The sequence below is a fragment of the Brachybacterium sp. JB7 genome (genome assembly GCF_003335205.1).
Classification (GTDB): Bacteria; Actinomycetota; Actinomycetes; order Actinomycetales; family Dermabacteraceae; genus Brachybacterium; species Brachybacterium alimentarium.
On record NZ_QPGN01000030.1, the window covers coordinates 1 to 23,060 of the forward strand.

The 23,060-nt window shown below is 68.3% G+C and carries 28 protein-coding genes, 1 pseudogene and 2 riboswitches; of the genes and pseudogenes, 17 read left to right on the forward strand and 12 right to left on the reverse strand.

Going from position 1 to position 23,060, the window contains the following annotated elements:
• Nucleotides 1–138: 138 nt before the first annotated feature.
• Nucleotides 139–516, forward strand: a complete 378-nt coding sequence (locus CIK81_RS17245) for a pirin-like C-terminal cupin domain-containing protein (RefSeq protein WP_114355966.1) — start codon at nt 139–141, stop codon at nt 514–516.
• A 4-nt stretch (nt 517–520) separates the two neighbouring features.
• Nucleotides 521–1,828, forward strand: a complete 1,308-nt coding sequence (locus tag CIK81_RS17250) for a class I SAM-dependent methyltransferase (protein ID WP_241964248.1) — start codon at nt 521–523, stop codon at nt 1,826–1,828.
• 492 nt (nt 1,829–2,320) lie between these two features.
• Here CIK81_RS17250 and purQ read toward each other — a convergent pair whose 3' ends face one another.
• Together purQ and purS are read right to left on the reverse strand one after the other, a co-directional pair.
• Nucleotides 2,321–3,046, reverse strand: coding sequence for a phosphoribosylformylglycinamidine synthase subunit PurQ (gene purQ / locus CIK81_RS17255; RefSeq protein ID WP_096163237.1), 726 nt, complete (start codon nt 3,044–3,046; stop codon nt 2,321–2,323).
• Nucleotides 3,046–3,315 carry a phosphoribosylformylglycinamidine synthase subunit PurS gene (gene purS, locus CIK81_RS17260; protein WP_096163236.1) on the reverse strand — a complete coding sequence of 90 codons (270 nt, stop codon included), beginning with the start codon at nt 3,313–3,315 and terminating at the stop codon, nt 3,046–3,048. The genes purQ and purS overlap by 1 nt, the downstream gene beginning before the upstream one ends.
• Before the next feature lie 295 nt (nt 3,316–3,610).
• On the opposite strand from purS, the gene CIK81_RS17265 reads away from it, so the two are divergent.
• The gene (locus CIK81_RS17265; RefSeq protein WP_114355967.1) at nt 3,611–4,345 is read left to right on the forward strand and encodes an MBL fold metallo-hydrolase; all 735 of its coding nucleotides are present in this window, start codon (nt 3,611–3,613) and stop codon (nt 4,343–4,345) included.
• A 10-nt stretch (nt 4,346–4,355) separates the two neighbouring features.
• Nucleotides 4,356–4,931 carry a protein-L-isoaspartate O-methyltransferase gene (locus tag CIK81_RS17270; protein ID WP_114355968.1) on the forward strand — a complete coding sequence of 192 codons (576 nt, stop codon included), beginning with the start codon at nt 4,356–4,358 and terminating at the stop codon, nt 4,929–4,931.
• Between the two features lie 216 nt (nt 4,932–5,147).
• Here the strand turns inward: CIK81_RS17270 and CIK81_RS17275 are convergent, their stop codons facing one another.
• The 3 genes from CIK81_RS17275 to CIK81_RS17285 form a co-directional block, all read right to left on the reverse strand.
• Nucleotides 5,148–6,065, reverse strand: a complete 918-nt coding sequence (locus CIK81_RS17275) for a phosphoribosylaminoimidazolesuccinocarboxamide synthase (protein WP_096163233.1) — start codon at nt 6,063–6,065, stop codon at nt 5,148–5,150.
• Nucleotides 6,062–7,426, reverse strand: a complete 1,365-nt coding sequence (gene purD / locus CIK81_RS17280) for a phosphoribosylamine--glycine ligase (RefSeq protein ID WP_096163232.1) — start codon at nt 7,424–7,426, stop codon at nt 6,062–6,064. Before purD ends, CIK81_RS17275 begins: the two co-directional genes overlap by 4 nt.
• An 80-nt stretch (nt 7,427–7,506) precedes the next feature.
• Nucleotides 7,507–8,346, reverse strand: a complete 840-nt coding sequence (locus CIK81_RS17285; RefSeq protein WP_096196629.1) for a 5'-3' exonuclease H3TH domain-containing protein — start codon at nt 8,344–8,346, stop codon at nt 7,507–7,509.
• A gap of 298 nt (nt 8,347–8,644) precedes the next feature.
• Here CIK81_RS17285 and truA point away from each other — a divergent pair, with 298 nt between their 5' ends.
• From truA to rpsI, 3 genes are all read left to right on the forward strand, one after another.
• Nucleotides 8,645–9,508, forward strand: coding sequence for a tRNA pseudouridine(38-40) synthase TruA (gene truA / locus CIK81_RS17290; RefSeq protein ID WP_241964249.1), 864 nt, complete (start codon nt 8,645–8,647; stop codon nt 9,506–9,508).
• A gap of 334 nt (nt 9,509–9,842) precedes the next feature.
• Complete coding sequence (gene rplM / locus CIK81_RS17295; RefSeq protein WP_096163231.1) at nt 9,843–10,286, forward strand: 50S ribosomal protein L13; 444 nt, start codon at nt 9,843–9,845, stop codon at nt 10,284–10,286.
• A gap of 50 nt (nt 10,287–10,336) precedes the next feature.
• Nucleotides 10,337–10,846: a 30S ribosomal protein S9 gene (gene rpsI, locus CIK81_RS17300; RefSeq protein ID WP_096163230.1), complete on the forward strand. Its 510-nt coding sequence runs from the start codon at nt 10,337–10,339 to the stop codon at nt 10,844–10,846.
• Between the two features lie 148 nt (nt 10,847–10,994).
• Here rpsI and CIK81_RS17305 read toward each other — a convergent pair whose 3' ends face one another.
• Genes CIK81_RS17305 through CIK81_RS17315 form a run of 3 tightly spaced genes read right to left on the reverse strand, consistent with a single transcriptional unit; the run spans nt 10,995 to nt 13,065 of the window.
• The gene (locus CIK81_RS17305) at nt 10,995–11,723 is read right to left on the reverse strand and encodes a 4'-phosphopantetheinyl transferase superfamily protein (protein ID WP_114355969.1); all 729 of its coding nucleotides are present in this window, start codon (nt 11,721–11,723) and stop codon (nt 10,995–10,997) included.
• Complete coding sequence (locus tag CIK81_RS17310; protein ID WP_114305702.1) at nt 11,720–12,508, reverse strand: ABC transporter permease; 789 nt, start codon at nt 12,506–12,508, stop codon at nt 11,720–11,722. Before CIK81_RS17310 ends, CIK81_RS17305 begins: the two co-directional genes overlap by 4 nt.
• 5 nt (nt 12,509–12,513) lie before the next feature.
• Nucleotides 12,514–13,065, reverse strand: a complete 552-nt coding sequence (locus tag CIK81_RS17315; RefSeq protein ID WP_096163227.1) for a hypothetical protein — start codon at nt 13,063–13,065, stop codon at nt 12,514–12,516.
• A gap of 27 nt (nt 13,066–13,092) precedes the next feature.
• Here CIK81_RS17315 and CIK81_RS17320 point away from each other — a divergent pair, with 27 nt between their 5' ends.
• Both CIK81_RS17320 and CIK81_RS17325 read left to right on the forward strand, forming a co-directional pair.
• A complete protein-coding gene (locus tag CIK81_RS17320) occupies nt 13,093–13,554 on the forward strand; it encodes a recombinase family protein (RefSeq protein WP_241964250.1) in 462 nt (153 codons plus the stop codon).
• Nucleotides 13,555–13,611: 57 nt separating this feature from the next.
• Nucleotides 13,612–13,917: pseudogene (locus CIK81_RS17325) on the forward strand (transposase family protein); the annotation flags it as partial.
• Nucleotides 13,918–13,949: 32 nt separating this feature from the next.
• On the opposite strand, the gene CIK81_RS17330 reads toward CIK81_RS17325, so the two are convergent.
• Nucleotides 13,950–15,115 (reverse strand): IS3 family transposase gene (locus CIK81_RS17330; protein WP_241963936.1). Its coding sequence is split into 2 segments (ribosomal slippage): nt 13,950–14,828 and nt 14,831–15,115, totalling 1,164 coding nucleotides; the frame shifts between segments, so codons are not numbered across the junction.
• A gap of 62 nt (nt 15,116–15,177) precedes the next feature.
• Complete coding sequence (locus CIK81_RS18380) at nt 15,178–15,330, reverse strand: hypothetical protein (RefSeq protein WP_179303856.1); 153 nt, start codon at nt 15,328–15,330, stop codon at nt 15,178–15,180.
• 748 nt (nt 15,331–16,078) lie between these two features.
• On the opposite strand from CIK81_RS18380, the gene CIK81_RS18275 reads away from it, so the two are divergent.
• Nucleotides 16,079–16,234, forward strand: coding sequence for a hypothetical protein (locus tag CIK81_RS18275; protein ID WP_158542097.1), 156 nt, complete (start codon nt 16,079–16,081; stop codon nt 16,232–16,234).
• Between the two features lie 92 nt (nt 16,235–16,326).
• On the opposite strand, the gene CIK81_RS17335 is transcribed toward CIK81_RS18275, so the two are convergent.
• Nucleotides 16,327–16,530: a hypothetical protein gene (locus CIK81_RS17335; RefSeq protein ID WP_018022526.1), complete on the reverse strand. Its 204-nt coding sequence runs from the start codon at nt 16,528–16,530 to the stop codon at nt 16,327–16,329.
• Between the two features lie 205 nt (nt 16,531–16,735).
• Nucleotides 16,736–16,852: riboswitch (TPP riboswitch) on the forward strand.
• A 34-nt stretch (nt 16,853–16,886) separates the two neighbouring features.
• Between CIK81_RS17335 and CIK81_RS17340 the strand changes: the two genes are divergently transcribed.
• From CIK81_RS17340 to CIK81_RS17355, 4 genes are all read left to right on the forward strand, one after another.
• Nucleotides 16,887–17,360 (forward strand): NUDIX hydrolase, encoded by a 474-nt coding sequence (locus tag CIK81_RS17340; protein ID WP_018022527.1) that lies wholly within the window; start codon nt 16,887–16,889, stop codon nt 17,358–17,360.
• Entirely contained in the window at nt 17,357–18,166 is an 810-nt protein-coding gene (thiD, locus tag CIK81_RS17345; protein ID WP_114355970.1) for a bifunctional hydroxymethylpyrimidine kinase/phosphomethylpyrimidine kinase, read from the forward strand. Before CIK81_RS17340 ends, thiD begins: the two co-directional genes overlap by 4 nt.
• Before the next feature lie 66 nt (nt 18,167–18,232).
• Nucleotides 18,233–18,709: a nucleoside 2-deoxyribosyltransferase gene (locus CIK81_RS17350; protein ID WP_141393761.1), complete on the forward strand. Its 477-nt coding sequence runs from the start codon at nt 18,233–18,235 to the stop codon at nt 18,707–18,709.
• Complete coding sequence (locus CIK81_RS17355; protein WP_096166921.1) at nt 18,699–19,706, forward strand: thymidylate synthase; 1,008 nt, start codon at nt 18,699–18,701, stop codon at nt 19,704–19,706. The genes CIK81_RS17350 and CIK81_RS17355 overlap by 11 nt, the downstream gene beginning before the upstream one ends.
• Nucleotides 19,707–19,792: 86 nt before the next feature.
• Here CIK81_RS17355 and CIK81_RS17360 read toward each other — a convergent pair whose 3' ends face one another.
• Nucleotides 19,793–21,118 (reverse strand): ISL3 family transposase, encoded by a 1,326-nt coding sequence (locus CIK81_RS17360; protein WP_114328941.1) that lies wholly within the window; start codon nt 21,116–21,118, stop codon nt 19,793–19,795.
• An 11-nt stretch (nt 21,119–21,129) separates the two neighbouring features.
• On the opposite strand from CIK81_RS17360, the gene CIK81_RS17365 reads away from it, so the two are divergent.
• The 3 genes from CIK81_RS17365 to CIK81_RS17375 all read left to right on the forward strand — a co-directional run.
• Nucleotides 21,130–21,912 (forward strand): class I SAM-dependent methyltransferase, encoded by a 783-nt coding sequence (locus tag CIK81_RS17365; protein ID WP_114355971.1) that lies wholly within the window; start codon nt 21,130–21,132, stop codon nt 21,910–21,912.
• Nucleotides 21,913–22,383, forward strand: coding sequence for an NUDIX hydrolase (locus CIK81_RS17370; RefSeq protein ID WP_096166920.1), 471 nt, complete (start codon nt 21,913–21,915; stop codon nt 22,381–22,383).
• 90 nt (nt 22,384–22,473) lie between these two features.
• A riboswitch (TPP riboswitch) is annotated at nt 22,474–22,593 on the forward strand.
• Nucleotides 22,594–22,687: 94 nt separating this feature from the next.
• On the forward strand, nt 22,688–23,060 hold a 373-nt coding region (locus CIK81_RS17375), incomplete at its 3' end, for an SDR family NAD(P)-dependent oxidoreductase (RefSeq protein ID WP_114355972.1).

Genomic DNA, 23,060 nt, shown 5'->3' on the forward strand with positions numbered 1-23,060 from the left:
GGGAAGACGCCCTCGGGCAGCACGGTGAGGAAGCGCTCCTCGGCGTAGTCCGCGCAGAGCGCCGACGGGACGCAGCCGGGTGCGGACGGGCCCGGCGCACGCTCCGTCGAGACCGACGCGCGCTCCCGCGAGACCGACGTGCACCCACGAGAGCTCGCCGTGCTGCCGGACCATGTGGATCACCTGCAGGTGCAGGCCGCCGGCGACGAGGACCTGCGGGTGATGCTGCTGGGCGGGGAGCCGCTGGGCGAGGACATCCTCATGTGGTGGAACTTCGTGGGGCGCACCCACGACGAGATCGTGCAGTTCCGGGCCCGCTACCAGGCGGAGATCGGTGTGGAGGGTACGCTCGCCGAGGCCCCGATCCCTCCGAAGGCCAGAACCCGGGGCGGCCTCGCGGCCGATGCCGAGCAGTACGGCCCGTTCGCCCCGCACACCCCCGCAGCACTGCCTGCCCCCGCACTCCCGAACGGTCGGCTGCGCTCCCGCGGCCGTATCGGACTTCCGAAGGACTGATCCTGTGCCCCATACTCCTGCCGAGCACGAGCCCCTGCTGAGCGACGAGGACTTCGCGGGTGACGGCCGCCACGCGGAGGGGCCCGACACCGACGGGTTCGACGCACCCCGGCGCCGCGGCGTCGGCGCCTCGGAACGGTCCACCCCGCCGCAGCCGCAGGGCCCGGCCCAGACCGACCGCGTCATCATCAGCGCGGCCGAGGAGATCGGCATCGGCGGATCCGACGCCCTGATCGCCATCGACGACGTCACCGGCGAGCTGACCGCTTACGCGCTCGCCGCGATCTCCGAGCAGTCCGACGCGACGGTGCTCAGCTGGGCGTCCTCCTATGCCGTGGCCTCCGGGCTGAGGCAGCGGTTCGCCGAGCAGGTCGACAGCGGTCTGCTGCGGGTCCCGTCCGGCCCGCAGGCTGTGTCGCTCGAGGATGCCGTGTCCGAGGTCGGCGATCACGTGGTGGCGCTGATGCGTCTGCCCAAGGCCCTGCACGCCCTCGAGCACCGCGTGCGCAGCCTCGCGGCGCCGATCGGTGCCCGGGAGCAGTCGAGCCTCCGAGTTGTCGCCGGTGGCCGGGTCAAGCACATGTCCCGGAACCAGAACGACGTGCTCGCCACAGTCTTCTCCGAGGTCCGCGCCAGTCGGGGGATCGGGAAATCCCGCGCCCTCATCGGCAGCGTCCTGCGCGAACGGCCCGCCGGCCCGTCGGTCGCCGAGGGCTCGTCCCAGGTCGCGGTGCGCGGCCAGCAGCGCCCCGTGTCCCTGCGCGCCACCGGCGCGGTGTTCGGCGGGGCGCGGGCCGACGCCGGCAGTCGACTGCTGCTGCAGACACTGGACCAGGCCGTCGCAGCCGGCGAGCTCGCCACCGAGGAGGAGCCGGTCACGACCGCAGTGGACCTCGGCTGCGGGAACGGCCTGCTGAGCGCCTACCTCGCCGCCGCGCTCCCGGAATCCGCCGTGCTGGGCAGCGACGACGACACCGACGCCGTGCTCTCCACCCGCGCGACCCTGGCCGCGAACGGACTTGATCGGGAGGACGTGCAGGTCACCTGGGACGATGCGATCTCCCAGCTGCAGGACCGCAGCGTGGACCTGGTGCTGCTGAACCCGCCCTTCCACGACGGCACCGCGATCGACGCGACGCTCGTGCAGGGCCTGCTCGACGCCGCCTCGCGCGTGCTGCGACCGGGCGGGCAGCTGTGGTTCGTGCACAACTCACATCTGCGTTTCCGCACCGAGGTGGAGCGGCGCGTGGGGCCCGTGCGTCAGCGTGCCCGCGACCGGCGCTTCACGGTGCTGTCCGCTCAGCGCGCCTGAGCCGGACGGGCTCCGAGCCCGCTCGCACCGAGTGCGCTGGCGCTGAACATGCTGGCGCCGAGTGCGCTGCGCCCGAGCACGCTGGAACCGAGCGCTCTGCGCCCCAGCCCGGCGCACAGCATCCCACCGCCCGGCCACGGCGGCGCGGCTCAGCTCGCCGCGACGCGACCCAGTTCACCGCGGTGCGGCCCAGTCCACGGCGCGGTAGCCACCGGGCCGCGGTGCGGGGCCGCAGTTTTGTGCGCGTACGACCGATGTGCGTGCTGACATCGGTCGCTGGCGGACATTTCTCGGTGAGGAGGTGGGGACGGGGGAGAAATCGCGCGGTGGGAGAGGGGCGAGACAGGAGCGCCGCCCCACCCGAAGGTGGAGCGGCGCTCCGTCATACGTTCCTGGATCCGTGGCTCCCTGGCTCCGTGCGTCGGTGGGGCCGTGGGTCGGTGGGTCATGCGTCCCTGTGCGCGGCGCCGCGCCGCGGCGTGGTGCTGAACGTCAGGCCACGAGGCTCCGCAGCACCGAGGTGAACATGCTCAGACCATCCGTGCCCGTGCGGGTGCCCGCGCCGGGCTCGTCCGGGCCGAACCCGGCCTCCACGGCGTGCTCCGGATGCGGCATGAGCCCCACGACGTTGCCTGCGGCGTTGGTGACGCCGGCGATGTCGTGACGGGAGCCGTTGGGGTTCGACTCGAAGCCGGCCGGGCCGTGGGTGGCACCGGCGGCATAGCGGAACACCACGCGACCCTCGCCCTCGAGCTCGTCGAGCGTGCGCTCGTCGGCCACGTACTGACCGTCCTGGTTCTTCAGCGGAACCCGGATGACCTGGTCCTGCTGGTAGTCAGCCGTCCACGCGGTGCGGACGTTCTCGACTCGCAGCGGCTGATCGCGGCAGATGAACGAACGGTGCGCGTTCTTGATCATCGCGCCGGGCAGCAGGTGCGTCTCGCACAGCACCTGGAAGCCGTTGCAGATGCCGAGCACCGGCATGCCGCCCTGGGCGGCGTCGACGACCTTGTCCATCACCGGTGCGAAGCGGCTGATCGCGCCCGCACGCAGGTAGTCGCCGTAGCTGAAGCCGCCGGGCAGCACGATCGCATCGACGTCCTGGAGGTCGTCCTCGCCGTGCCACAGCGCAACGGGCTCGCCGCCGGCGAGACGTACGGCGCGCAGGGCATCGCGATCATCCAGCGTGCCCGGGAAGGTCACCACACCGATGCGCATCAGGCCTGGCCCTCCGCGGCGGAGTCCTCGACCTCGAGGGCGATGACGTCCTCGATCACCGGGTTGGACAGCAGGGTGGTAGCGGCCTCGCGGAGGGAGGCGAGCACCTCGTCGGTGACCTCGCCCTCGACCTCGAGCTCGAACCGCTTGCCCTGACGCACGGAGCTGATGCCTTCGAAGCCCAGGCGCGGCAGCGCCGCAGCGACGGCCTTGCCCTGGGGGTCGAGGATCTCCGGCTTCGGCATGACATGGACCACGACGCGGGGCATGGGTGCTCTCCTGGAGGACGACGGCCGCACACGGTGCGTGCCGGACGGGTGGATGCTGCAGGGCGGGCGGGAGTCGTTCCCGAGCTCACCGACGGATCGGTGCCGACCGGGCCATCGTACCGAGCCTCGGGGCGCCCGCGCGTGACTGCCCACCATGGACGACGTCCCGTCTGGCATCCGCCGTGGCAGAGGCCCGACCATCAGGTTCCCGGTGTGCGGGACCCCTCGCGCCGGATGGTGATCAGCGCTACGTTCGAGAAGACAGCTCCCCGCACTCGTATCCCTGGAGGCAGCCATGAAGATCCGTCACCTCGTCCACTCCTGCCTGCTCGTCGAGACGGCGGGCCGTCGGCTGCTGATCGACCCCGGCGGCTTCAGCGGCGACGCGGTCCGTGCGCTGGGCTCCGAGGTGCTCGCGGGGATCGACGCCGTCGCCATCACGCATCAGCATCCGGATCACCTCGACCGCGGCCTGCTCGGCGAGGTGCTCGCCGCGAGCCCGCAGGCGGTGGTGATCGCCGAGCCCGGCACGGCGGAGCTGCTCGGTGAGCCGGGGGAGACCGGCGAGGACGCCCCGGCGCTCGGCCCCGAGCGACTGCTCCCGCTGCCAGCCGGCAAGGTCCACGAGTTCGCTCAGGTCGAGGATTACGACGCGCTGCGGATCCAGGCCGTGGGAGGCCAGCACGCGATCATCCATCCCGACATCCCCCGGGTGGGCAACACCGGGCTGGTCCTCTCCGCAGGAGACGGGCCGAGGCTCGGCGTCACCGGAGACTCCCTCGAGCCCGTCGAGGAGTTCCACGGCATCGACGCCCTCGCCTTCGCCGTGGTCGCGCCCTGGTCGAAGATGTCCGAGACCATCGACTTCCTGCGCACCGTCCGCCCCCGTCTCGCGCTGCCGGTGCACGACGCGGTGGCCAGCGAGGTGGGCCGCCCGATCTATCTGCGCCAATCCACCGCCCTCGCGCCGGAGGGCACTGAGGTGCGCGACTGGCCGGCCGACGGTCTCGTCGACCTCGTGCGCAGCTGAGGAGGTCATCATGGCTCACGACGACAGCGTCGATCGTGCTTTCCGTGTCGTGCCGCGTGCTCCGTTCCTGCCTGCTGACCAGCGGCACCGAGCGAGCCGCGACGCCCCGCTCCCGATCGGCCAGGGGCAGACGAATTCGCAGCCCTTCACCGTCGGGGCGATGCTCCGGCTGCTCGACGTGAGGCCGGGCAGCCGCGTGCTCGATCTCGGCTCCGGCTCGGGGTGGACGACGGCGCTGCTCGCACACCTCGTCGGCCCCGAGGGCGCGGTGATCGGGGTGGAGCGTCAGGAGGCGCTGATCGAGCCGTCGCGGCGAGCACTCGCCACCACGGACCACGAGGCCCGGACGGAGATCCGGCTCGCACGCCCGGGCGTGCTCGGGGCACCGGAGGATGCCCCGTTCGATCGCATCCTGGTCTCCGCCGAAGCGCGCGAGATGCCATCTACGCTGCTCGAGCAGCTGGCCGACGGCGGGGTGATGGTGATCCCGGTGGGCTCCACGATGCATCGCGTCGAGCGCGACGGGGACGAGCTGCGGGACACCGAGCACGGCGCGTTCCGCTTCGTCCCGCTCATCGAGGACTGAAGGGACGACCTGGCCGGGCGCGCAGCGAGCCGGAGGAGGCCCCAGGGGCGACGCGGTCGGGACGGCGACCCGCCAGGACGACCTGTCAGATGGACGCGCCGATGAACTGTCCGTCCGCCCGGAGGCCGCGTCGGCGAACTGTCCGTCCGTTCGGCGGACGCGCCGGTGAGACGCTCGCCGGCCTGAAGACCGACCGTCCCGTGCGCCGCTCGCCGGTCAGAAGGTCTGGCCGGTGAGCCGCTCGTAGGCCTCGATGTAGCGGGCACGGGTCTGTGCGACCACCTCGGCGGGGAGCTCGGGCGGCGGAGTGTTCGAGCCCTTGTGCCAGCCGGAGGCGCGGGAGGTGAGCCAGTCGCGCACGAACTGCTTGTCCAGGCTGGGCTGGGCCCGGCCCTCGACGTAGGACTCGGCGTCCCAGAAGCGGCTCGAGTCAGGGGTGAGCACCTCGTCGCCGAGCATCAGCGTGCCGTCCACGCGGGAGTGGCCGAACTCGAACTTGGTGTCCGCCAGCAGGATCCCGCGTTCGCCGGCGATCGCCCTTGCCTTCTCGTAGACCGCCAGGGTGAGGCGCTCGAGCTCGGCGGTGAGATCCTCGCCCAGCAGGTCACGCGCCTGGGCCACGGTGATGTTCTCGTCGTGCTCCCCGGCCTCGGCCTTCGTCGAGGGGGTGAAGATCGCAGGATCCAGCCGGGAGGCGTCGACCAGGCCGCCGGGCAGCACGTGGCCGCCGACGGACCCGCCGGCCCGGTAGTCGGCCAGGCCCGATCCGGTGAGGTATCCGCGTGCCACGCACTCCAGCGGCACCATGTCCAGGCCGCGGCAGCGCAGGGCGCGGCCGGCGACGGCGCCGGGCACCTCGGTCGCGGAGATCACGTGATGGGGCACGAGGTCCGCCAGCTGCTCGAACCAGAAGGTGCTGATCGCGGTGAGCACGCGCCCCTTGTCGGGGATGCCCGGCTGCAGCGAGTGGTCATAGGCGCTGATGCGGTCGGTGGCGACCACGAGCACCTCGGTGGCGGTGGCCGGATCGGTGCCCGCGGGGACATACAGCTCGCGGACCTTGCCGGTGACGACGTGGTCCCAGCCGGGAAGGTCCGGAGCCTCGATCAGCGGCGTGGAGGTGGTGGTGCTCATGCGGAGTCCCCGTCGTCGTCGGTGGGTGGGTCGAGCTGGTCGGAGCCGGAAGAGCCCGAAGCGGGCTGCTCGGCCGGAGCCTGTTGCGCCGGTGCCTGCGCAGCGGCGGCGCGGGCGATGTCCGTGCGGTGGTAGCTGCCGGCGAGGTCGATCCGCTCGGCACCTGCCAGGGCGACCCGGCGGGCGGACTCGAGATCGCTCCCGGCGCCGACCACCGTGAGCACGCGTCCGCCGGCGCTGCGCAGCACACCGTCCTCACCGCGTGCGGTGCCCGCGTGGATCACGTGCGCGCCCTGCTGCTCGGCGGCGTCGATCCCGGTGAGCGGATCACCGGTGCGTGCGGAGGCCGGGTATCCGGCCGAGGCGACCACGACGGTCACGGCGGCGCCGTCGTGCCAGCTGGGCTCCTCGACCGTGCCGAGGTCGCCCTGGGCGGCTGCCAGCAGCAGCGGGCCGAGCGGGGAGGCGAGGCGTTCGAGGACCACCTGGGTCTCGGGATCGCCGAAGCGGGCGTTGAACTCCACCACGCGCAGGCCGCGGGCGGTGAGTGCGAGGCCGCAGTAGAGGATGCCGGTGAAGGGGATCCCCCTGGCGGCGAGCTCGTCGACGGTGGGCTGGGCGACGGTGCGCACGACCTCGTCGGCCAGTCCCTCGGGAGCCCAGGGGAGCGGGGAGTAGGCGCCCATTCCACCGGTGTTCGGCCCTTCGTCGTCGTCCAGGGCGCGCTTGAAATCCTGGGCCGGCTCGAGCGGCACCACGCGGACCCCGTCGCTCACGCAGAACAGGGACACCTCCGGGCCGTCGAGGTACTCCTCGAGCACCACGGAGCCGCCGGCGACGAGCACGGCCGCCCCATGGGTGATCGCGGCGTCGCGATCGGAGGTGACCACGACGCCCTTGCCGGCGGCGAGGCCGTCGGCCTTCACCACGAACGGCACATCTCCCAGCGGGTTCACCCGGTCCAGCCCGGCCTCGAGCTGATCGGGGGCGGTGACGGTGACCGAGGCGGCGGTCGGCACACCGGCCGCGGCCATGATCTCCTTCGCCCAGGTCTTGGAGCCTTCGAGGTGCGCGGCGGCGGCCGTCGGGCCGAAAACGGCGAATCCCGCCTCCAGCAGGCGATCCGCGCTCCCGGCGACCAGCGGCGCCTCGGGCCCGATCACCACCAGGTCCGGAGAGATCTCCTGCGCGAGGCGCACCTGGCCGTCGAGGTCTCCGACGGTGACGTCGTGAGTGGTGGCGAGCTCCGCGATCCCGGGATTGCCGGGGGCGGCGTGGAGCTCAGGGGCGGGGCGGTCGGCGGCGAGGCGACGGATGATCGCATGCTCGCGGCCTCCGGAGCCGATGACGAGGATCTTCACGCGGGCCACAGTACCGAGGACGGGTCGAACCCCGGACAAGTGCCCGCACTGCGGCGCCGCGGTCCACGGTGCAAACACTCTCAGGGGTACGGGGAGTCCCACACGCCTAAGCTCTCCAGAAGTGGAGCTGCAGGCAGTAGGCCGCTTTCTGGCATTTCTGTCGGGCCGCACGGCGGCAAGGGAAGATGTCGGTCGAGCCGATGCACATCACGCTGTCGCAGGGCATCCCGGTGATCCTCCCGAGTCAGCTCGGTGGCCAGATCATCCACAGCGAGGCCGCCCGTCAGCAGACGCCGTGCCGTGACAGCCCCGATGCCCCGAATTCCTGGCATTCCGTCGGAGGGGTCTCCGACGAGCGCGACATAGTCGCACCACTGCGCCGGTTCGATGCCGTATCTGTGCCGGATCATCTCAGGGGTGATCCACCCCTTCTCTCCCCCTCGGGAGGAGTCCCACTGTGTGACCTTCGCACTCACGATCTGATGGAAGTCCTTGTCCCGGCTGACCACGATTGCAGGGGCCGTGCGTGACCGATGGACGAGGGAAGCGATGACATCGTCCGCCTCCATGCTCTCGTGTTCGAGATAGGGCAGTCCCCAGCTCTCCAGCGATCGCTTGATCCACGGAAGGTGACGGAAGGGGTTGTCAGGGCTGCCCGCCGTCAGCGGCTGACGGTCGGCTTTGTATCGGCCGTCGACGCGTGATCGGGCGACGGGGGCATCGGCGTCGAAGACGACGACCGCATGGGTGAGCGTGATCGGACATCCGTGCAGAGCTTTTCTCGTCAGTGCGAGGAACCCGAACAGGCCCGTGATGTCATGCCCGGTGCGACTGATGATCCGTGCGGGGAATCCGTACTCGGCGCGGTAGAGCATCTGGGAGCCGTCGACATACGCGGTGATGCGGGATGACTGTTTCATGGCGCGCTCCTGCAGGGGGTCAGACCTGCCCGGGCGCGCCGGGGGTCCCGGCGCCGGGGTCCGCCCGAGGCAAGCCGAACTCGCAGGGAGCGGAGAGCGAAGGCTACCCCCGTCGTGTGTGTCGTGCTAGCTCCTGCACCGTGGCACGAAGGTGATGGAGCGAGCGTCCTCTCGACCCGCCTTCGCCGATACGATCTGCTCCATGCCTGACGCGTTCTCGGAACCTGCCGACTCGGCGACTCCTCGTGAGTGGACGGTTTCTCACCAGCCGGCCCGGTCGTTCGAGGGCGGTCATGAAATGCAGTCGGCCCGCTTGCGTCTGGACCTCTCATACGACGGCACGGATTTCCACGGCTGGGCCGCGCAGCCCGGTCAGCGCACCGTGCAGGGCGAGCTGGAGCGGGCTCTCGCGCAGGTCACCCGCACCGAGCTGCGGCTCACCGTCGCCGGGCGCACCGATGCCGGAGTCCATGCGCGCGGTCAGGTGTGCCACCTCGATGTGCCCCGCGACGTGCTGGCGACCCTGCCCGGCCGATCGGACCGCAGCCCCGCCGATGCCCTGGTGACCCGTCTGGCCGGAGTGCTGCCCCCGGACGTCGTCGTCCACATCGTCCGCGAGGTCCCCGCGAGCTTCGATGCCCGTTTCGGCGCGCTGTGGCGCCGCTACCGTTACCGGATCTCCGATGGTCCGGCCGTCCATGACCCGCTGCGCCGTGACGTCCTGCGTCATCGTCGACCGCTGAACGTCGAGGCGATGTCCGAGGCGAGCCGCGCCCTGCTCGGCGAGCACGACTTCCTGTCCTACTGCCGCCCGCGCGAGGGCGCGACCACGATCCGGGAGCTGCGCGAGCTGAGCTGGGAGCGGCCGGGGGAGGGACGGGCCGACGCGGGCCTGATCGTCGCCACCGTCGTCGCCGACGCCTTCTGTCATCACATGGTCCGCTCCCTGGTCGGCGCGATGATCGGAGTGGGAGAGGGCCGACGCCCTCCGGAGTGGCCGGCCGAGGTGCTCTCCGCGCGGACCCGCGAGGCCGCGACTCGCGACGGGGTGGGGGCCGCGCCGCTGTGCCCGTCCCGCGGGCTCACTCTCGATCATGTCGCCTACCCGCCCGACGAGGAGCTCGCCGCCCGGGCTGCGATCGCCCGCACCCGACGGGCCTGATGCTGCTGGCGCGATGCCAGTCCGAGCGCACGCCAGGAGCCGCAGATCACAGGTGCATGACCCCAGCTCGCGTTGACGGTCGGGTCCTGCACGACCTATCGTTGGGGGTCGTTGTGCCTCGATGTGTGCCCAATTCCGCAGCCGTTCTCTCACGCCCGGCGCGAAAGGGCACCTCACACACATCCAGGACCGCCGTCGCGTCGTGAGCGGAGCGGGCCGGGTGCAACGGTCAGGGCCATGCTTTTCACCCGAAGGAAGCGTGCCCACGGTCCATCGAACCGTGCCTGGTCAGCAGAATGCTGCCTGGGCACCATGACGAGAGAAGAAGGCACGAGTGCGTACGTTCACCCCGAAGCCCGGCGATGTCGAGCGTTCCTGGTACGTCATTGACGCAAACGATGTCGTCCTCGGCCGGCTCGCTTCCCAGGCTGCTCAGCTCCTCCGGGGAAAGCACAAGCCGGTCTTCGCACCCCATGTGGATGCAGGCGACTTCGTGATCATCATCAATGCCGACAAGGTCGCGCTGACCGGAAACAAGCGGGAGGCCAAGCTGGCCTACCGCCACTCCGGCTACCCGGGCGGTCTCCGCGGAACCCCCTACTCCGAGCTGCTTGAGAAGAACCCCGAGCGCGCAGTGGAGAAGGCCATCCGCGGCATGCTCCCCAAGAACAAGCTTGCTGATCAGCAGATCAAGAAGCTCAAGATCTACTCGGGCTCCGAGCATCCGCATGCCGCTCAGCAGCCCGTTCCGTTCACCATCGATCAGGTGGCGCAGTAAGCGGGTGTCCCGCCACTCCGCCCTGCCGCACGGACGAACCAAGGAGAACCGTGACTGAGACCACCCCCGATACCACCGAGAACCTCGAGGCCGTGACCGACGAGTCCGCCCCGACGAGCTTCACCACCGAGTCGACCGGCGAAGCCGCTGTCGGCGCCGGCCAGTCCGCGATCGAGCCGGGCTACGGCACCGGCCGTCGCAAGCAGGCCATCGCTCGCGTCCGTCTGGTCCCCGGCTCCGGCCAGTGGACCCTCAACGGCCGCAGCCTCGAGGAGTACTTCCCGAACAAGCTGCACCAGCAGGAGGTCAACGACCCGTTCACGGTCCTCGACCTCAAGGGACGCTTCGACATCATCGTGCGCGTGCACGGTGGCGGCCCGTCCGGACAGGCCGGCGCCGTGCGCCTCGGCGTGTCCCGCGCGCTGAACCAGATCGACGAGGAGAGCAACCGCGCGACCCTCAAGAAGGCCGGCTTCCTCAAGCGCGATGCTCGCATCATCGAGCGCAAGAAGGCTGGTCTGAAGAAGGCCCGCAAGGCTCCGCAGTACTCCAAGCGCTGATCGGCAGCATTCCCCGGGAATGCTGATCGGCGGCCCCGCCGCCCGATCCTCGCACGCGATGCCCTCGACCTCCGGGTCGGGGGCATCGTCGCGTTCCGGCGCCCGACTCCGTGCATCCATCGTCCGAGGCACCCCCTCTCGCCGCTGTTCACGAGAGAGGCAGCACCGCATCGAGGTCGATCCTTCGCACCGTCGAGGGCGCTGAGGCAGCGAGCGCACGGGGCACAGCGCCGGGAAGGTCGCAGACGTGCAGCCCCTGAAGCTGCGGCGGCGACTCCCCGCTGACCGTCCACCAGGACTGCTGGCTGCGGTCCGGGACGGGGCTGCGCTCCAGGACGGGGCGGCGCTCCAGACAGAGGCGGGAGGGATCGACCTGCAGGCCCACGCCGGCCGCCTTCAGCACGGCCTCCTTGCGGGTCCACAGCGCGATACGAGCGCGGATGTCCCCATTGTCGTGGAGACGGTGCTCTCGCGGGTGGAGGACTGCCGTGTCGAAACCCGGCCAGATCGAGGCGGGGAGCACCTGCGCATCGACCCCGATCCGCATCTTCTCCGGTCCGACCGCGACCAGGACGTGCCGCTGAGAGGTCGAGCTGGACAGGGATACCCGGGGGGAGCGCGGCCGGCCATGGTCGGCACCACAGCGTTCGCACGTGCGGTCCACAGGCAGATGCGCGGCGTCAGCAAGCTCGTCGCCCTGCACATGGGCGAGCAGCAGGCGCAGCGCGACCCGACCGGCGAGGGTGCGCTCCCCGTGAGCGCCGCGTCGTGCGCGGGCCGCGGCCAGGTCCGCGGCGGAGACGAGAGCGGCCGGGCCGCCGACGGTTAGCGCCTGATCGAGCACTGACTTGACCGTGGTCGCCAGGAGGCAGATCATCGACGGCTGATGCGCCGGTACTGGACGACCGCCGAGGGGGCGAAGACCGCGATGAGAGCGACGCAGCAGAGGACGGAGTACAGCACGGGGTTGTCTCCCGGCCAGCCGCCCGGCCCCACGAAACCCACCGGAACCTCGTTGCCGAATCCCTGCCGCGCGGCGGTCGCGACCGCGGTGACCGGGTTCCAGCGGGCGATGCCCTGCAGACCGGAGGGGAGCGAGTCGGCGGAGACGAACGCCCCGGAGATGAAGCACACCGGGAACAGCCACAGCAGCCCCAGGCTCTGTGCCACCTCGACGGAACGCGCGGTGAGCGCGATCAGGGCGCCCACCCACGAGACGGCGAAGGCGAACAGCAGCAGGAGCGCACAGGCGAGCAGGAAGGAGCCGGGCCCGTTGGAGGCCCGCCATCCGATCACGAGCCCGCAGCCGAGGATGACGAGCACCGAGATCACGCTCATGACCAGGTCGGAGACGGTGCGGCCGAGGATCACCCCCACCCGGGACATCGGCAGGGCGCGGAAGCGGTCGATCAGGCCGGACTGCAGGTCCTTGGCGAGATATACGGCGGTGAACGAGGAGTTGAAGGTCAGCGTCTGGGCGAGGATGCCGCCGACGAGGTACTCACGGTAGGCGCCTCCGCCGAGAGTTCCGCCGAACACGTAGGCCAGGATGATGACGAAGAGGATCGGCTGCGCGATCCCCGTGACGAGAGCACCGGGGGTGCGGCGCAGACCGATGAGGTTGCGTCGTGCGATCACGAAGCCGTCGCGCACGGCACGCACCGGCTTCAGCTCCTCGCCCCGGACGGCGCGGCGGCGGGCTCTTCGGGGCGGGGCCCGGGATCGCCGAGATCCGCGGTCGTATCGGGGGCGTCGTGCCCGCCGGTCAGACCGAGGAAGACCTCATCGAGCGTGGGGCGGCGAAGTGCCGCCTCGCCGACGGCGATGCCCCGACTCTCGAGCACGCTCAACACGTGTGCGAGTCCTGCGCCGCCGGTCTCGACGGCGAACGTGAGGCGTGTGCCCCGCTCGTCGAGCTCGGCCTCGAACCCGGCGCGCGCGAGGGCGGCTCGTGCTGGGGCACCGTTCGCGGAGTCCGCGAGGGCGATGTCGATCCGTGAGCCGCCGACGCGCTCCTTGAGAGCGGCGGCGGTGCCGTCGGCGACGAGCCAGCCGTGGTCGATCACGGCGATCGAGTCGGCGAGCTGATCGGCTTCCTCCAGGTACTGGGTGGTCAGCAGCACCGTCACCCCGTCTGCGGTCAGGGAGTTCACGGCATCCCAGGTGTCGCGACGACCCCGGGGATCGAGGCCGGTGGTGGGCTCGTCGATCAAGTTCAAGGGGCAGAGGGAAGGCAGACGCACCTGATGTCCATGAACACCACCACAACGAACACCAACACGACCACGACGAACAGGCTCTTGGAGCTACCGCTGCTCACGCCGGAGTTGCGGGCCGCGGTCGAGCGACTCCGGGAGATGGCCGAGGACGACTGGACCGCTTCGATCCTGTATGGGCGGGCCTCACAGGACCGGCACAAGCTGATGCGCTCGATCGATGACCAGCTCACTGACATGGTCGGCTGGTGCCTGCCGATCGAATGGTACCCGGAGGCGATCGTCCGCGATGCTGACCGGTCGGCCTCGCAGTGGCGCAGGCGCGAACGCGAGGGCTTCGACGAGGCCATGGCCTTGATCGAGTCCGGCAGGTATGGCGGCTTTGCCTCTTGGGAGCCGTCTCGTGCCGGGCGCGATATGGAGGTTTACGGGCTCTTCGCAGATGAGGGTGTAGCGGTCGGTGGCGGGGTGGGCGCGTCGATGCGGGGATAGACGTCGAGGTCTCCCGATGATGGAAGTTCTGACGCTCGCCATCTGGAAGACCTCGACATGCCCCACGCTACCTTCTCGTCCCCTGATCTCGATGCCTTCTGCGGCCTGGACGGGCTCGGCCTCACAGCCACCGGCCAGCACATCGAGACGGGCCAGGCAGTTCTGGAGTGCCGGGTCCTCGCGGACGATCAGTGGTGCCATCGCTGCGGCCAGGCCGGAGTTCCTCGCGGCACGGTCCTCAGGACGATCGTGCACGTCCCCCTCGGCTGGCGACCGACGATGCTGCAGGTCAGAGTGCGTCGCTACCGCTGCCCGGACTGCTGCACCGTGTGGCGTCAGGACACCACAGCCGCTGCCGCGTCCGGGACTGATGCACGATCAGGTGTCAGCTTGGTTTAGGCCGCCAGGGTGACGGTCGGGTTCATGATGGTCTCGTATTCGATGGGGGTCAATCGGCCCAGGCGGGCCTGACGCCGGCGGCGGTGGTAGGTCCGTTCGATCCAGGTAATGATCGCGATCCGGAGTTCCTCACGGGTGCGCCAACGGCGCCGGTCCAGGACGTTCTTCTGGAGTAGCGCGAAGAAGGATTCCATCGCCGCGTTATCACCGGCAGCACCGACTTGGCCCATGGATCCGATGAGGTGATGCTGGTTCAGGGCGTGGACGAACTTCCGGGATCGAAACTGCGACCCGCGGTCTGAGTGAACAATGCAGCCAGCAACGTCGCCGCGCCGGGTTGCCGCGTTGGCCAGGGCGTTCACCGCCAAGCGGGCCTTCATCCGGTCACTCATGGAGTAGCCGACGATCCGGCCGGAGAAGGCGTCCTTGATCGCGCAGAGGTAGAGCTTGCCCTCATCAGTCCAGTGCTCGGTGATGTCGGTCAGCCACAGCTCGTTGACGTCATCGGCAGTGAAGTCCCTCTGGACGAGGTCATCGTGGACAGGCGGTCCCGGACGTTTCCCGTTCTTGGCGCGCTTCTTCCCGAAAACGGACCACCACTGGTTGTCGTGGCAGATCCGCCACGCGGTTCGCTCGCACATGACCTCACCAGCCTCAGCGGCTTCGCCGGCGAGGAATCGGTACCCGAACTCCGGGTCGTCGCGGTGAGCGTCCAATAGCGCGTTGGCTCGATAGGCCTCGACCAGCTCGGCCTCGGTGACCTGCTGTTTGCGCCAGCGGTAGTAGGGCTGACGGGAGAGCTTCAGGACCCGCAAGGACACCGCAACGGGGATCCCGTCGGCGGCGAGCTCGCTCACGAGCGGGTAGAGGATTTTCCCGGCAGATTCGCCTGGGACAGGTATGCAGCAGCACGGCGGAGCACCTCGTTCTCCTGCTCCAGCAGCCGGTTCCGGCGTCGGAGCTCGCGCAGCTCGGTGGAATCCTCACGGGTCTTCCCAGGCCGGTTGCCGTCCTCGACGTCCGCTTGGCGCATCCAGTTCGTCAGGCAGGACTCGGAGATCCCGAAGTCCTTCGCGATCACGGAGAGCTTCTGGCCGGGTTCACGGTTCCTCGCGACGCGGACGACGTCCTCACGGAACTCTTTGGGATAGGGAGCGGGCATGGCGCACATCCTTCCCTGCAACGCCGCACGGCGCCACAGATCATGTGACACCTGATCGTGCATCAGTCCCTGGGCGGGAACCGGGAGGCTGTGGTCTTCGCGGCCTGCCGGATCGTCTCCCGGTCGGTGTCGGTCAGGGCCTCGTCGTCGATCGCCAGGCGCGGCCTCGTCGTCGTGGTGGGCGTATGGGTCTGGGGTGTCGGGATACTGTTCATACCCGACAGGTACGCCCATACACCCGAGGTTCAAAAACAGCAATCACTGCATCTAGCCATCCGCGCAGGAGCGAGCTACTACATGTGGATGGTCAGTGCTGTCGTGCCCTTGGAGGCCCCGAAAACGGGGTCGGGCACGGGGGTGCCGATTCGGCGCCCCCGGAGCAGTCACCAGCGGAACGTCACGGTGGTGAAAATTGTGCACCACCGTCAGCCCGCTGTCGTCGTCTCCGGCAGCACGGTTGTGGCAATTTGCCACCACCGTCGACCTGCCCTCGTTCTTGACGGTGGTGCCACGGTGGCACCACGGTCGGCTCGAGCCCACGGGGGTGAAAATTTTCCACCCCCGTGCCCAAGCCAACGGTCCCGCAAATTTTGCAGGACCGTGCCCGCGCCGGGGGCCGGTGAACGGCTCCGGAAATTTTCCGGCCCCGTTGCCCCTGCACGGTTCGCACCTGCGGATGGCATGGTGGTGCCGATTCGGCACCACCATGGCCTGCCCGCGCGAGGCGTACGGCGCCGCCACAGTGGCGGCACCGTGGGCGTCCCCCTGGCACGGTGGGAGGAAATTTCCTCCCACCGTGCCAGGGGTTTCGCCCTGAGAGGTTGGCCTGCGTCGTGATCAACGGGTCCGCCCATTTTGCGGACCCGTTCTCCTCGCCCGGACGTGACCGGGCCGCCCGCACGCTGCTCTCGTTCCGCTCGCCTGTGGCGGTACGTTGAGTGTTCATAGTCCGAGTCCTCGGTCATGTGGCCCCCGCCCCTGGTCTGGTGGACCGAACGGCGGGTCGGGGTCGAGGCGGTGTGCTCGCCGCTGCAACGCCGCTCGCAGCTCGTGATCCAGGACACCTATCTCGCGCCGTGGGCGGTCTCGGCTTCCTTCCACGCCGCCGGGTCGGTGTAGCCGGGGATGTTGACGAGCACCTCGGTGCCGGGATACGTGTAATGATCCGGCATCACCGTCCACCCCCGCCCGAGACATTGGCCCGCGGCGTGTTACCGGGTGATGCCGTGCTTCGCGTCGATCTGCGCCAGCCGGACGGCGATGGCGTCATCGGCGGACATCTCTCCAGTGAGCACCTTGCGGCCCAGGGCACGGTCGGCGTCAGTCTCCTCTTCGCTAGCCATCCGCTGGCTCGCAGTGACCTGCGCTTCGAGCCGGTCGATCTCGGCCTGTTCCAGGGCCTTCGTCGTCGCCATGACCTGTCCTCCTTCATGCTCGCCCGACACCTTCCATTCTACCGTCCAAGGCCGACACCGACCAGTGACTCCACCCGTGAGACGGGCACTTGCTCCATCGGGCACAGTCGCAGCACTGGATAGGTGCGCAGCCGATCCCAACACCAGCATCCCGCAGCGGGCAATCCGCGCAGGGTGTATCTGTGACGGCATTCTGGTAGATTCGGGTTGCACCGAGGGGTGTCCCGTCAAGGGGCTGAGATACCACTGGACGTTGTCAGCGTGGTGACCCTAGAACCTGATCCGGATCATGCCGGCGAAGGGACTGGTCTAGCAGGGCTTCTTTCCTTCGCTGGCCTCCCCATTAGGAGGTTACAGTGTCCCATTCTGTTGTCGGCCCCGCGACGTCCTCAGTCGAGGTGCGCCCGAGGGTCGCGGTCATTTCCGTCCTCATCAAAGATGACCATGTCCTCTTGGTGCGTCGCGCGAACCCTCCTGATGCAGGATTCTGGGGATTCCCGGGCGGGAAGATCGAATTCGGAGAAACGATCACCAAAGCCGCCGAACGCGAACTCGGTGAAGAAACCAGCATCATCGGTCAGGCGACCGGTGTTTTGACTTCCGTTGACGCGTTCAGCCGAGACGAGACTGGACGGTTGGACAGTCACTACGTGCTTATCGCCGTGCTCTGCCAGTGGCGCTCGGGGCAACCCCACGCTGGCGACGACGCCCTCGAAGCACGCTGGTTCCCCCTCGACGAGGTCGACGAGGCCCGCCTGACTCTGAGCAAGGATGTCGCCGAGGTCGCCCGCTACGCCGCCACACAGCAGCAGAAGGAAGTGCACGCATGACGATCAAGAACGTCCTATCCATCGCAGGCACCGACCCCACTGGCGGGGCGGGCATCCACGCCGATCTCAAAGCCTTCTCAGCGAGGGGCACCTACGGTATGGCCGCGATCACCGCGGTCGTGGCACAGAACACGCGCGGTGTGCGCTCGTTCATGCCCCTTGATCCCTCTTTCGTCGGTGAGCAGATCGATGCAGTGTTCGACGATGTGCGCGTCGACGCGGTAAAGATCGGTATGGTCGCCAACGCCGCGATCGCCGAGGTCATCGCCGAGCGCCTGCAATACCACGAAGCCGAGACCGTGGTCCTTGATCCGGTGATGGTCGCCAAGAGCGGCGACAGGCTGTTGGACGACGATGCGGTCGCAGCCATCCGAGACACGCTCGTGCCACTGGCCACGATCATCACCCCGAACCTTCCCGAAGCCGCCATGCTCCTCGACACCACAGATGTCACCCGCTTGGGGCAGATGGAGGACCAGGCCACCGGGCTGCGTGGCCTTGGCTGTCAGTGGGCGCTACTCAAAGGCGGGCATCTCACGAACGAGACGGTCAGTGTCGACTACCTCGCCGGCCCCGACGGGATCTCCACCTACACCTCTCCCAGGATCGAAACCCTCAACGACCACGGCACCGGCTGCACCTTGTCCTCGGCGATCACCGCACTGCTGCCTGACCACACCGTGCCCGAAAGCGTTGAACGGGCGAAGACCTACCTGCACGGCGCTCTCGTTGCCAGCGACCGCCTCGACGTCGGCCAAGGTCACGGTCCCCTGCATCACTTCCACCAGCTCTGGCCGCGCGGGTAGGGATGCAGAACAGCCCCTCCTCGTTCCGATCGGTAGAGCTAACCACTTCGACTCATGAAAGGAGCCGTGACGATGACGCGAAAGATGTTTCTCGCCGGCCCGTTCAAAGCTCTCGTCGACGCCGACACCCATGTGATGGGCGACGCCGCGATCGACAAGTACACCTCGATCATCGACTTCTTCGAAACCCAGGGGTGGGATGTGCACTGCGCCCACCGCAGAGAGCACTGGGGCCGTGAGTTCATGGAACCCAGCGAATGCACACGCATCGACTACACGGAGATCGCCGCCTGCGACGTCTTCGTCGCGTTCCCCGGCGCACCGGCATCCCCGGGCACGCACATCGAGATCGGGTGGGCCTCCGCCTGGAACAAACCCATCGTCTTACTCCTCGACGAGGGAGCCGAGTACGCGTTCCTCGTCCGAGGCCTCTCAGCGGTCGCCGACGTCCAGATGATCACCATCGATCCCGAGCAGCCCACCGGACCACGCATCCTCACCGCGATCGAGCACGCGCAGGCAGGAGCCGTCAGTGAAGCCTGAGTATCCCGACCTCCACACGCTCTACCTGGATTCCCTGCGACAGGTCTACACCGGGTTCGAATACCAGAACAGTCCCCGCGGGCAGGACGAACGCGAAATCATCGGCTACACCGCACGCCTGACCAACCCGGCCCGGCGGTACTGCTTGGCCAGGTCTCGTCGGCAGAACATCATCTTCAACTACGCCGAAGCACTGTGGTACCTCTCAGGGAAGAACGACCTCGACTTCATCCGCACCTACGCACCCTCGATGAGCCGGTACAGTCCCGACGGCCTCAGCCTGCCGGGCACCGGGTATGGTCCCAAACTGCTCAGACACGTCGGCGACGAGACTGCGATCGAACGAATCGTGAACATCCTCCGCGAGGATGACCCTGCGAGCAAGCGTGCCGTTCTGCAGATCTTCGACGACTCCGAAGACATCTACCGCCGCAACATCGACGTCTCCTGCACGCTGGCTCTCCAGCTGTTGCGCCGTGAGGACCGTCTGCACATGGTCGCGTTCATGCGCGCCAACGACGCGTACATGGGACTGCTCAACGACACGTTCTCCTTCACGTTCATCCAAGAATTTCTCGCCTCGATGCTGGGCCTGACCCCGGGTGTGTACATCCACAACGTCGGCTCGATCCACATCTACAAAAAAGACCTCACCAAGGTGCACACCCTCCTCGGCGGCGATGATCAGACGATCGTGGAGGAACCCAGCACTCTTCCACGGCTGCCCTCGGGGGCGAGCCTGGACCAGGTGCACCAGGTCCTCGCCCTGGAGAAGTCGATCCGTGCAGACGAGCTCCCAGGCCGCGCACTGGCGACCCTTGATCTTCCGGAAGCGTGGGTCGACATTGTCCGCCTGTTCTGGATCCACCGGCAACTCCAATACCAACGACCAGTCGACCCATCGATTATCGGCGACCTCCATCCCCTCCACCGGGAGCTGGTCGTGAGCCGATGGCCCAGCATCGAAAACGCGCGTGTGAGGGCGGTGCAGCAGTGACGACATCATGGACGACTCCGGCAGTCTCAGCAGGGTTCGATGCCTATGACGACTATGTCGAAAACCGACTGGCTTATACCGGCTCTTCAGAGTTGAGTGTGGGGTGAGGCGTCGAGCCCTCCGGTGATGAGGAGCATTCGAAGGCGGTAGTGCTCGAAGTTGCGGAACCCGCGGGCGATGCGGCGGCCGAGTTCGATGACCCCGTTGACGGCCTCCGTGCCGCCGTTGCTCGCCCCGTCGGTGTCGAAGTAGGCCAAGAACGCTGTCTTCCAGCGGCGTAGCGTCTTGCCGAGCCTGGCGATCTCGGGGATCGGGCAGGACGGCAGCTTCTGGATCAGCTGCTCGGCGAGGCGTCGGCCTTGGGCGGGGGTGGGCTGGTGGAACACGTCGCGGAGGTCTTGGGCGCACTGGTAGGCGACTTCGACCGCGACATGATCGGGGTGGGCAGCGAATGCGCTGGCCAGCCGGTTCTGCTGGCGAGACGTGAGGCGTTCGCGCCCCGCGCGGAGAACATGACGGATGCCGTAGAGAGGGTCGCCCTTGCGGCCTCGGTGGCCGAGCGTCTCCTGCTGGATTCGGCGGCGAACGTCATCGACCGCAGCGCCGGCGAGCTTGACGATGTGGAAGGCGTCCAGCACGCAGGTCGCGTCCTCGAGCTGGTCATCGATCGCGTTCTTGTAACCCTGGAACGGGTCCAGCGTCGCGATCTCGACCCGCTTGCGGAACGCCTCGCCCCGTTCGTCGAGCCAGTCTCGGTAGGCGCTGCCGGACCGGCCGGGGACGAGATCCAACAGCCTGGCGGTGGGGTGCGGACCACGGGTCAGATCGACCATCCCGGTGAGCTCCTTCGGGCCGCGCCGGCGCGGGTCACGGTGGTGCCAGATGTGCTCGTCCACGCCTAGGACCTGCACGCCCTCGAACCTGGACGGATCGCCTGCGGCCTGGGCCAGGACGGGCTGGACCTGGGTCCAGAGCGTGTTCCAGGTGGTCCCGAGCTGCCGGGCCAGACCCTGGATCGTCGCACCCTCGCGCCGGAGCTGACCGACCGCCCACCGGATCGCGCGCGTGCTCAGCAGCCCCCTCGGCGCGCAGACCCGGGGGTCCTGCTCGGCGAACGAGACCACCGCGCAAACGTCCTCGAGGCAGATCCAGCGGCGCTTGCGCCACCGGATCCGCACCGGCCTGCCAGCCCAGGGCGCATCGATCATCTCGACCATCACACGGCCGTGACCAGTCGCGACGACCCCGCAGCCAGGACAGCCCGCGACCGGATCGCAGGACTCCACCTCGAGCAACAGGCCCGATGGAGCCTGCGTCACCGCGACCAGGTGAAGCCCGGGGAAGTCGACCAGGACATCACATCGGTCGCAGCGATCAAGCGCGTCAGGGCATACACAACTATGGTTGAGCATCGTCGAGGTCCTTGAGATCAGCGGGGGTAGAAGTCCGCTCATCATCGAGGACCTCGACGTCTATCCCCAGCTATCCCGCGCCACCGGCGCGCCCACACTCAGCTCTGAAGAGCCCTTATACCCCGCTCGTCAATGACCTCCAAACTGCTTGCGGCCGAGGGGGGATCGTGCTCGATTATGGGTGCGGCAGCGGAAAAGTCTCACGACGCCTCCTCGACGCCGGAGCCGCAGCACAGGTCGTCGGAGTCGACATCAGCACCGACATGATCACCCTCGCCCGGGCGCAGACCCCGCAACCGGCCGCGCGATTCCACACCATCGACAGCGGCCACGTTCCCTACCCGGATGACACATTCGATGCGATCGTGTGCTGCTTCGTATTCATCAACGTGCCCACACGCGAGGAACTGAGAGCGATCGCCCGCGAGCTCGCCCGAGTGCTTACACCGACCGGCAGACTCTTCATCGTCGATAGCAACCCGGCGGCCACAGGAGTACCGTTCCCGACCTTCCGCAGCGGCGAGCCCGGCAGAGGCTACCGTGACGGAGACGAACGCAAGGTCAGCTTGCAGATCCCCGGCACCGGGATCCTCGAGCTTGTCGACCGGCACTGGTTCATCAGCACCTACGAGGCGGTGCTGACCGAGGCCGGCTTCACAGTCGACAAGGTCACCGACCGCGGAGCACAAACCGTAGAGGACGTCGGCTCCCAGGCACCTATCGACCATCCACCGTTCATGCAGATCACAGCCCACCTCCAAGACCACTCCGAGTCGACGATCGGGGCGGGGTAGATGACGCGCGACGCTTCCTACCCGAAGCCGGCGACGCTGGCGGCAGTGGTCCGAAAAGGACGTGTACTCCTTATCCGGCGTGCCCACATGCCCGACGCCGAGCGCTGGGCATTCCCCGGGGGCAAGATCGAACCCGGCGAGACCCTGACCGCCGCGAGCGCGCGCGAACTCGCCGAGGAAACAGGAGTCCTCGCCACACCCGGTGATGTCTTCGATGCTGTCGACGTCATCGATGCCGACCACAATCTGCATTACGTCCTGATCGCAGTGCTCTGCCGATGGGAACGAGGGGAACCGGTCCCGGACGATGACGCACTCGAAGCGGCATGGTTCACCCTCGAGGAAATGGCTGCGATACCGGTCGCGGAAACATTCAACGTCCGCGCTATCGCCCAAATCGCGCTCGAGCTGGAACGCAAGCAACAGGAACACTCAAGAAGCCAGAATGCCCATTTGCCGGATAGCACGTAGTGATATCAGGTGTTCTGTGACAGCGATTCCAGTAACGAAGAATCAGGCCGTCCGAAGCTTGTGGAGAGTGTGGTTTCCGTGATGTGATGGTGGCGTGACACGGGGCGCCGCCCGTTCCAGCTTTCGAGCACGGGACGTGGTCGGCTGAGATGACACCCGTTGAACCTGATCCAGTTAGCACTGGCGAAGGGAATGTCCGGACTTTCACCCGCCGACAATGTTGGCGGTGTCAGCGCACCGAAGAGCAACTTTCGCTCTTCGGTGCGCACGGGTTGCCTTCGCCTCGATATCGAGAGGCATACACATGGCACACACTATTCTCCCCCTCACCGAGCAGATCGTCCTCGTCACCGGCGGCGCCCGCGGACTCCGAGCTGCGATCACTCGCGCGTTCCTGGCCCAGGGTGCGCGAGTGGTCATCGACTACCACACCTCCCAGGACGCCGCGGAGGACCTCGCCGCCGCCCACCCCGGAAAGGCGATCGCAATCCGGGCTGATGTCCGCGACCGCGCCCAGGTCGATGCCCTCGTCGCTGAGGCCGCCGATCGCTTTGGCGGTCCGATCACCACGGTCGTGAACAACGCGCTGGCTGACTTCTCCTTCAACGGCGACGCCCGCGGCGATGTCAAGGCGACCCAGTCCGACCCGGAGGCGGCTGAGTACGCGAAGAAGACCG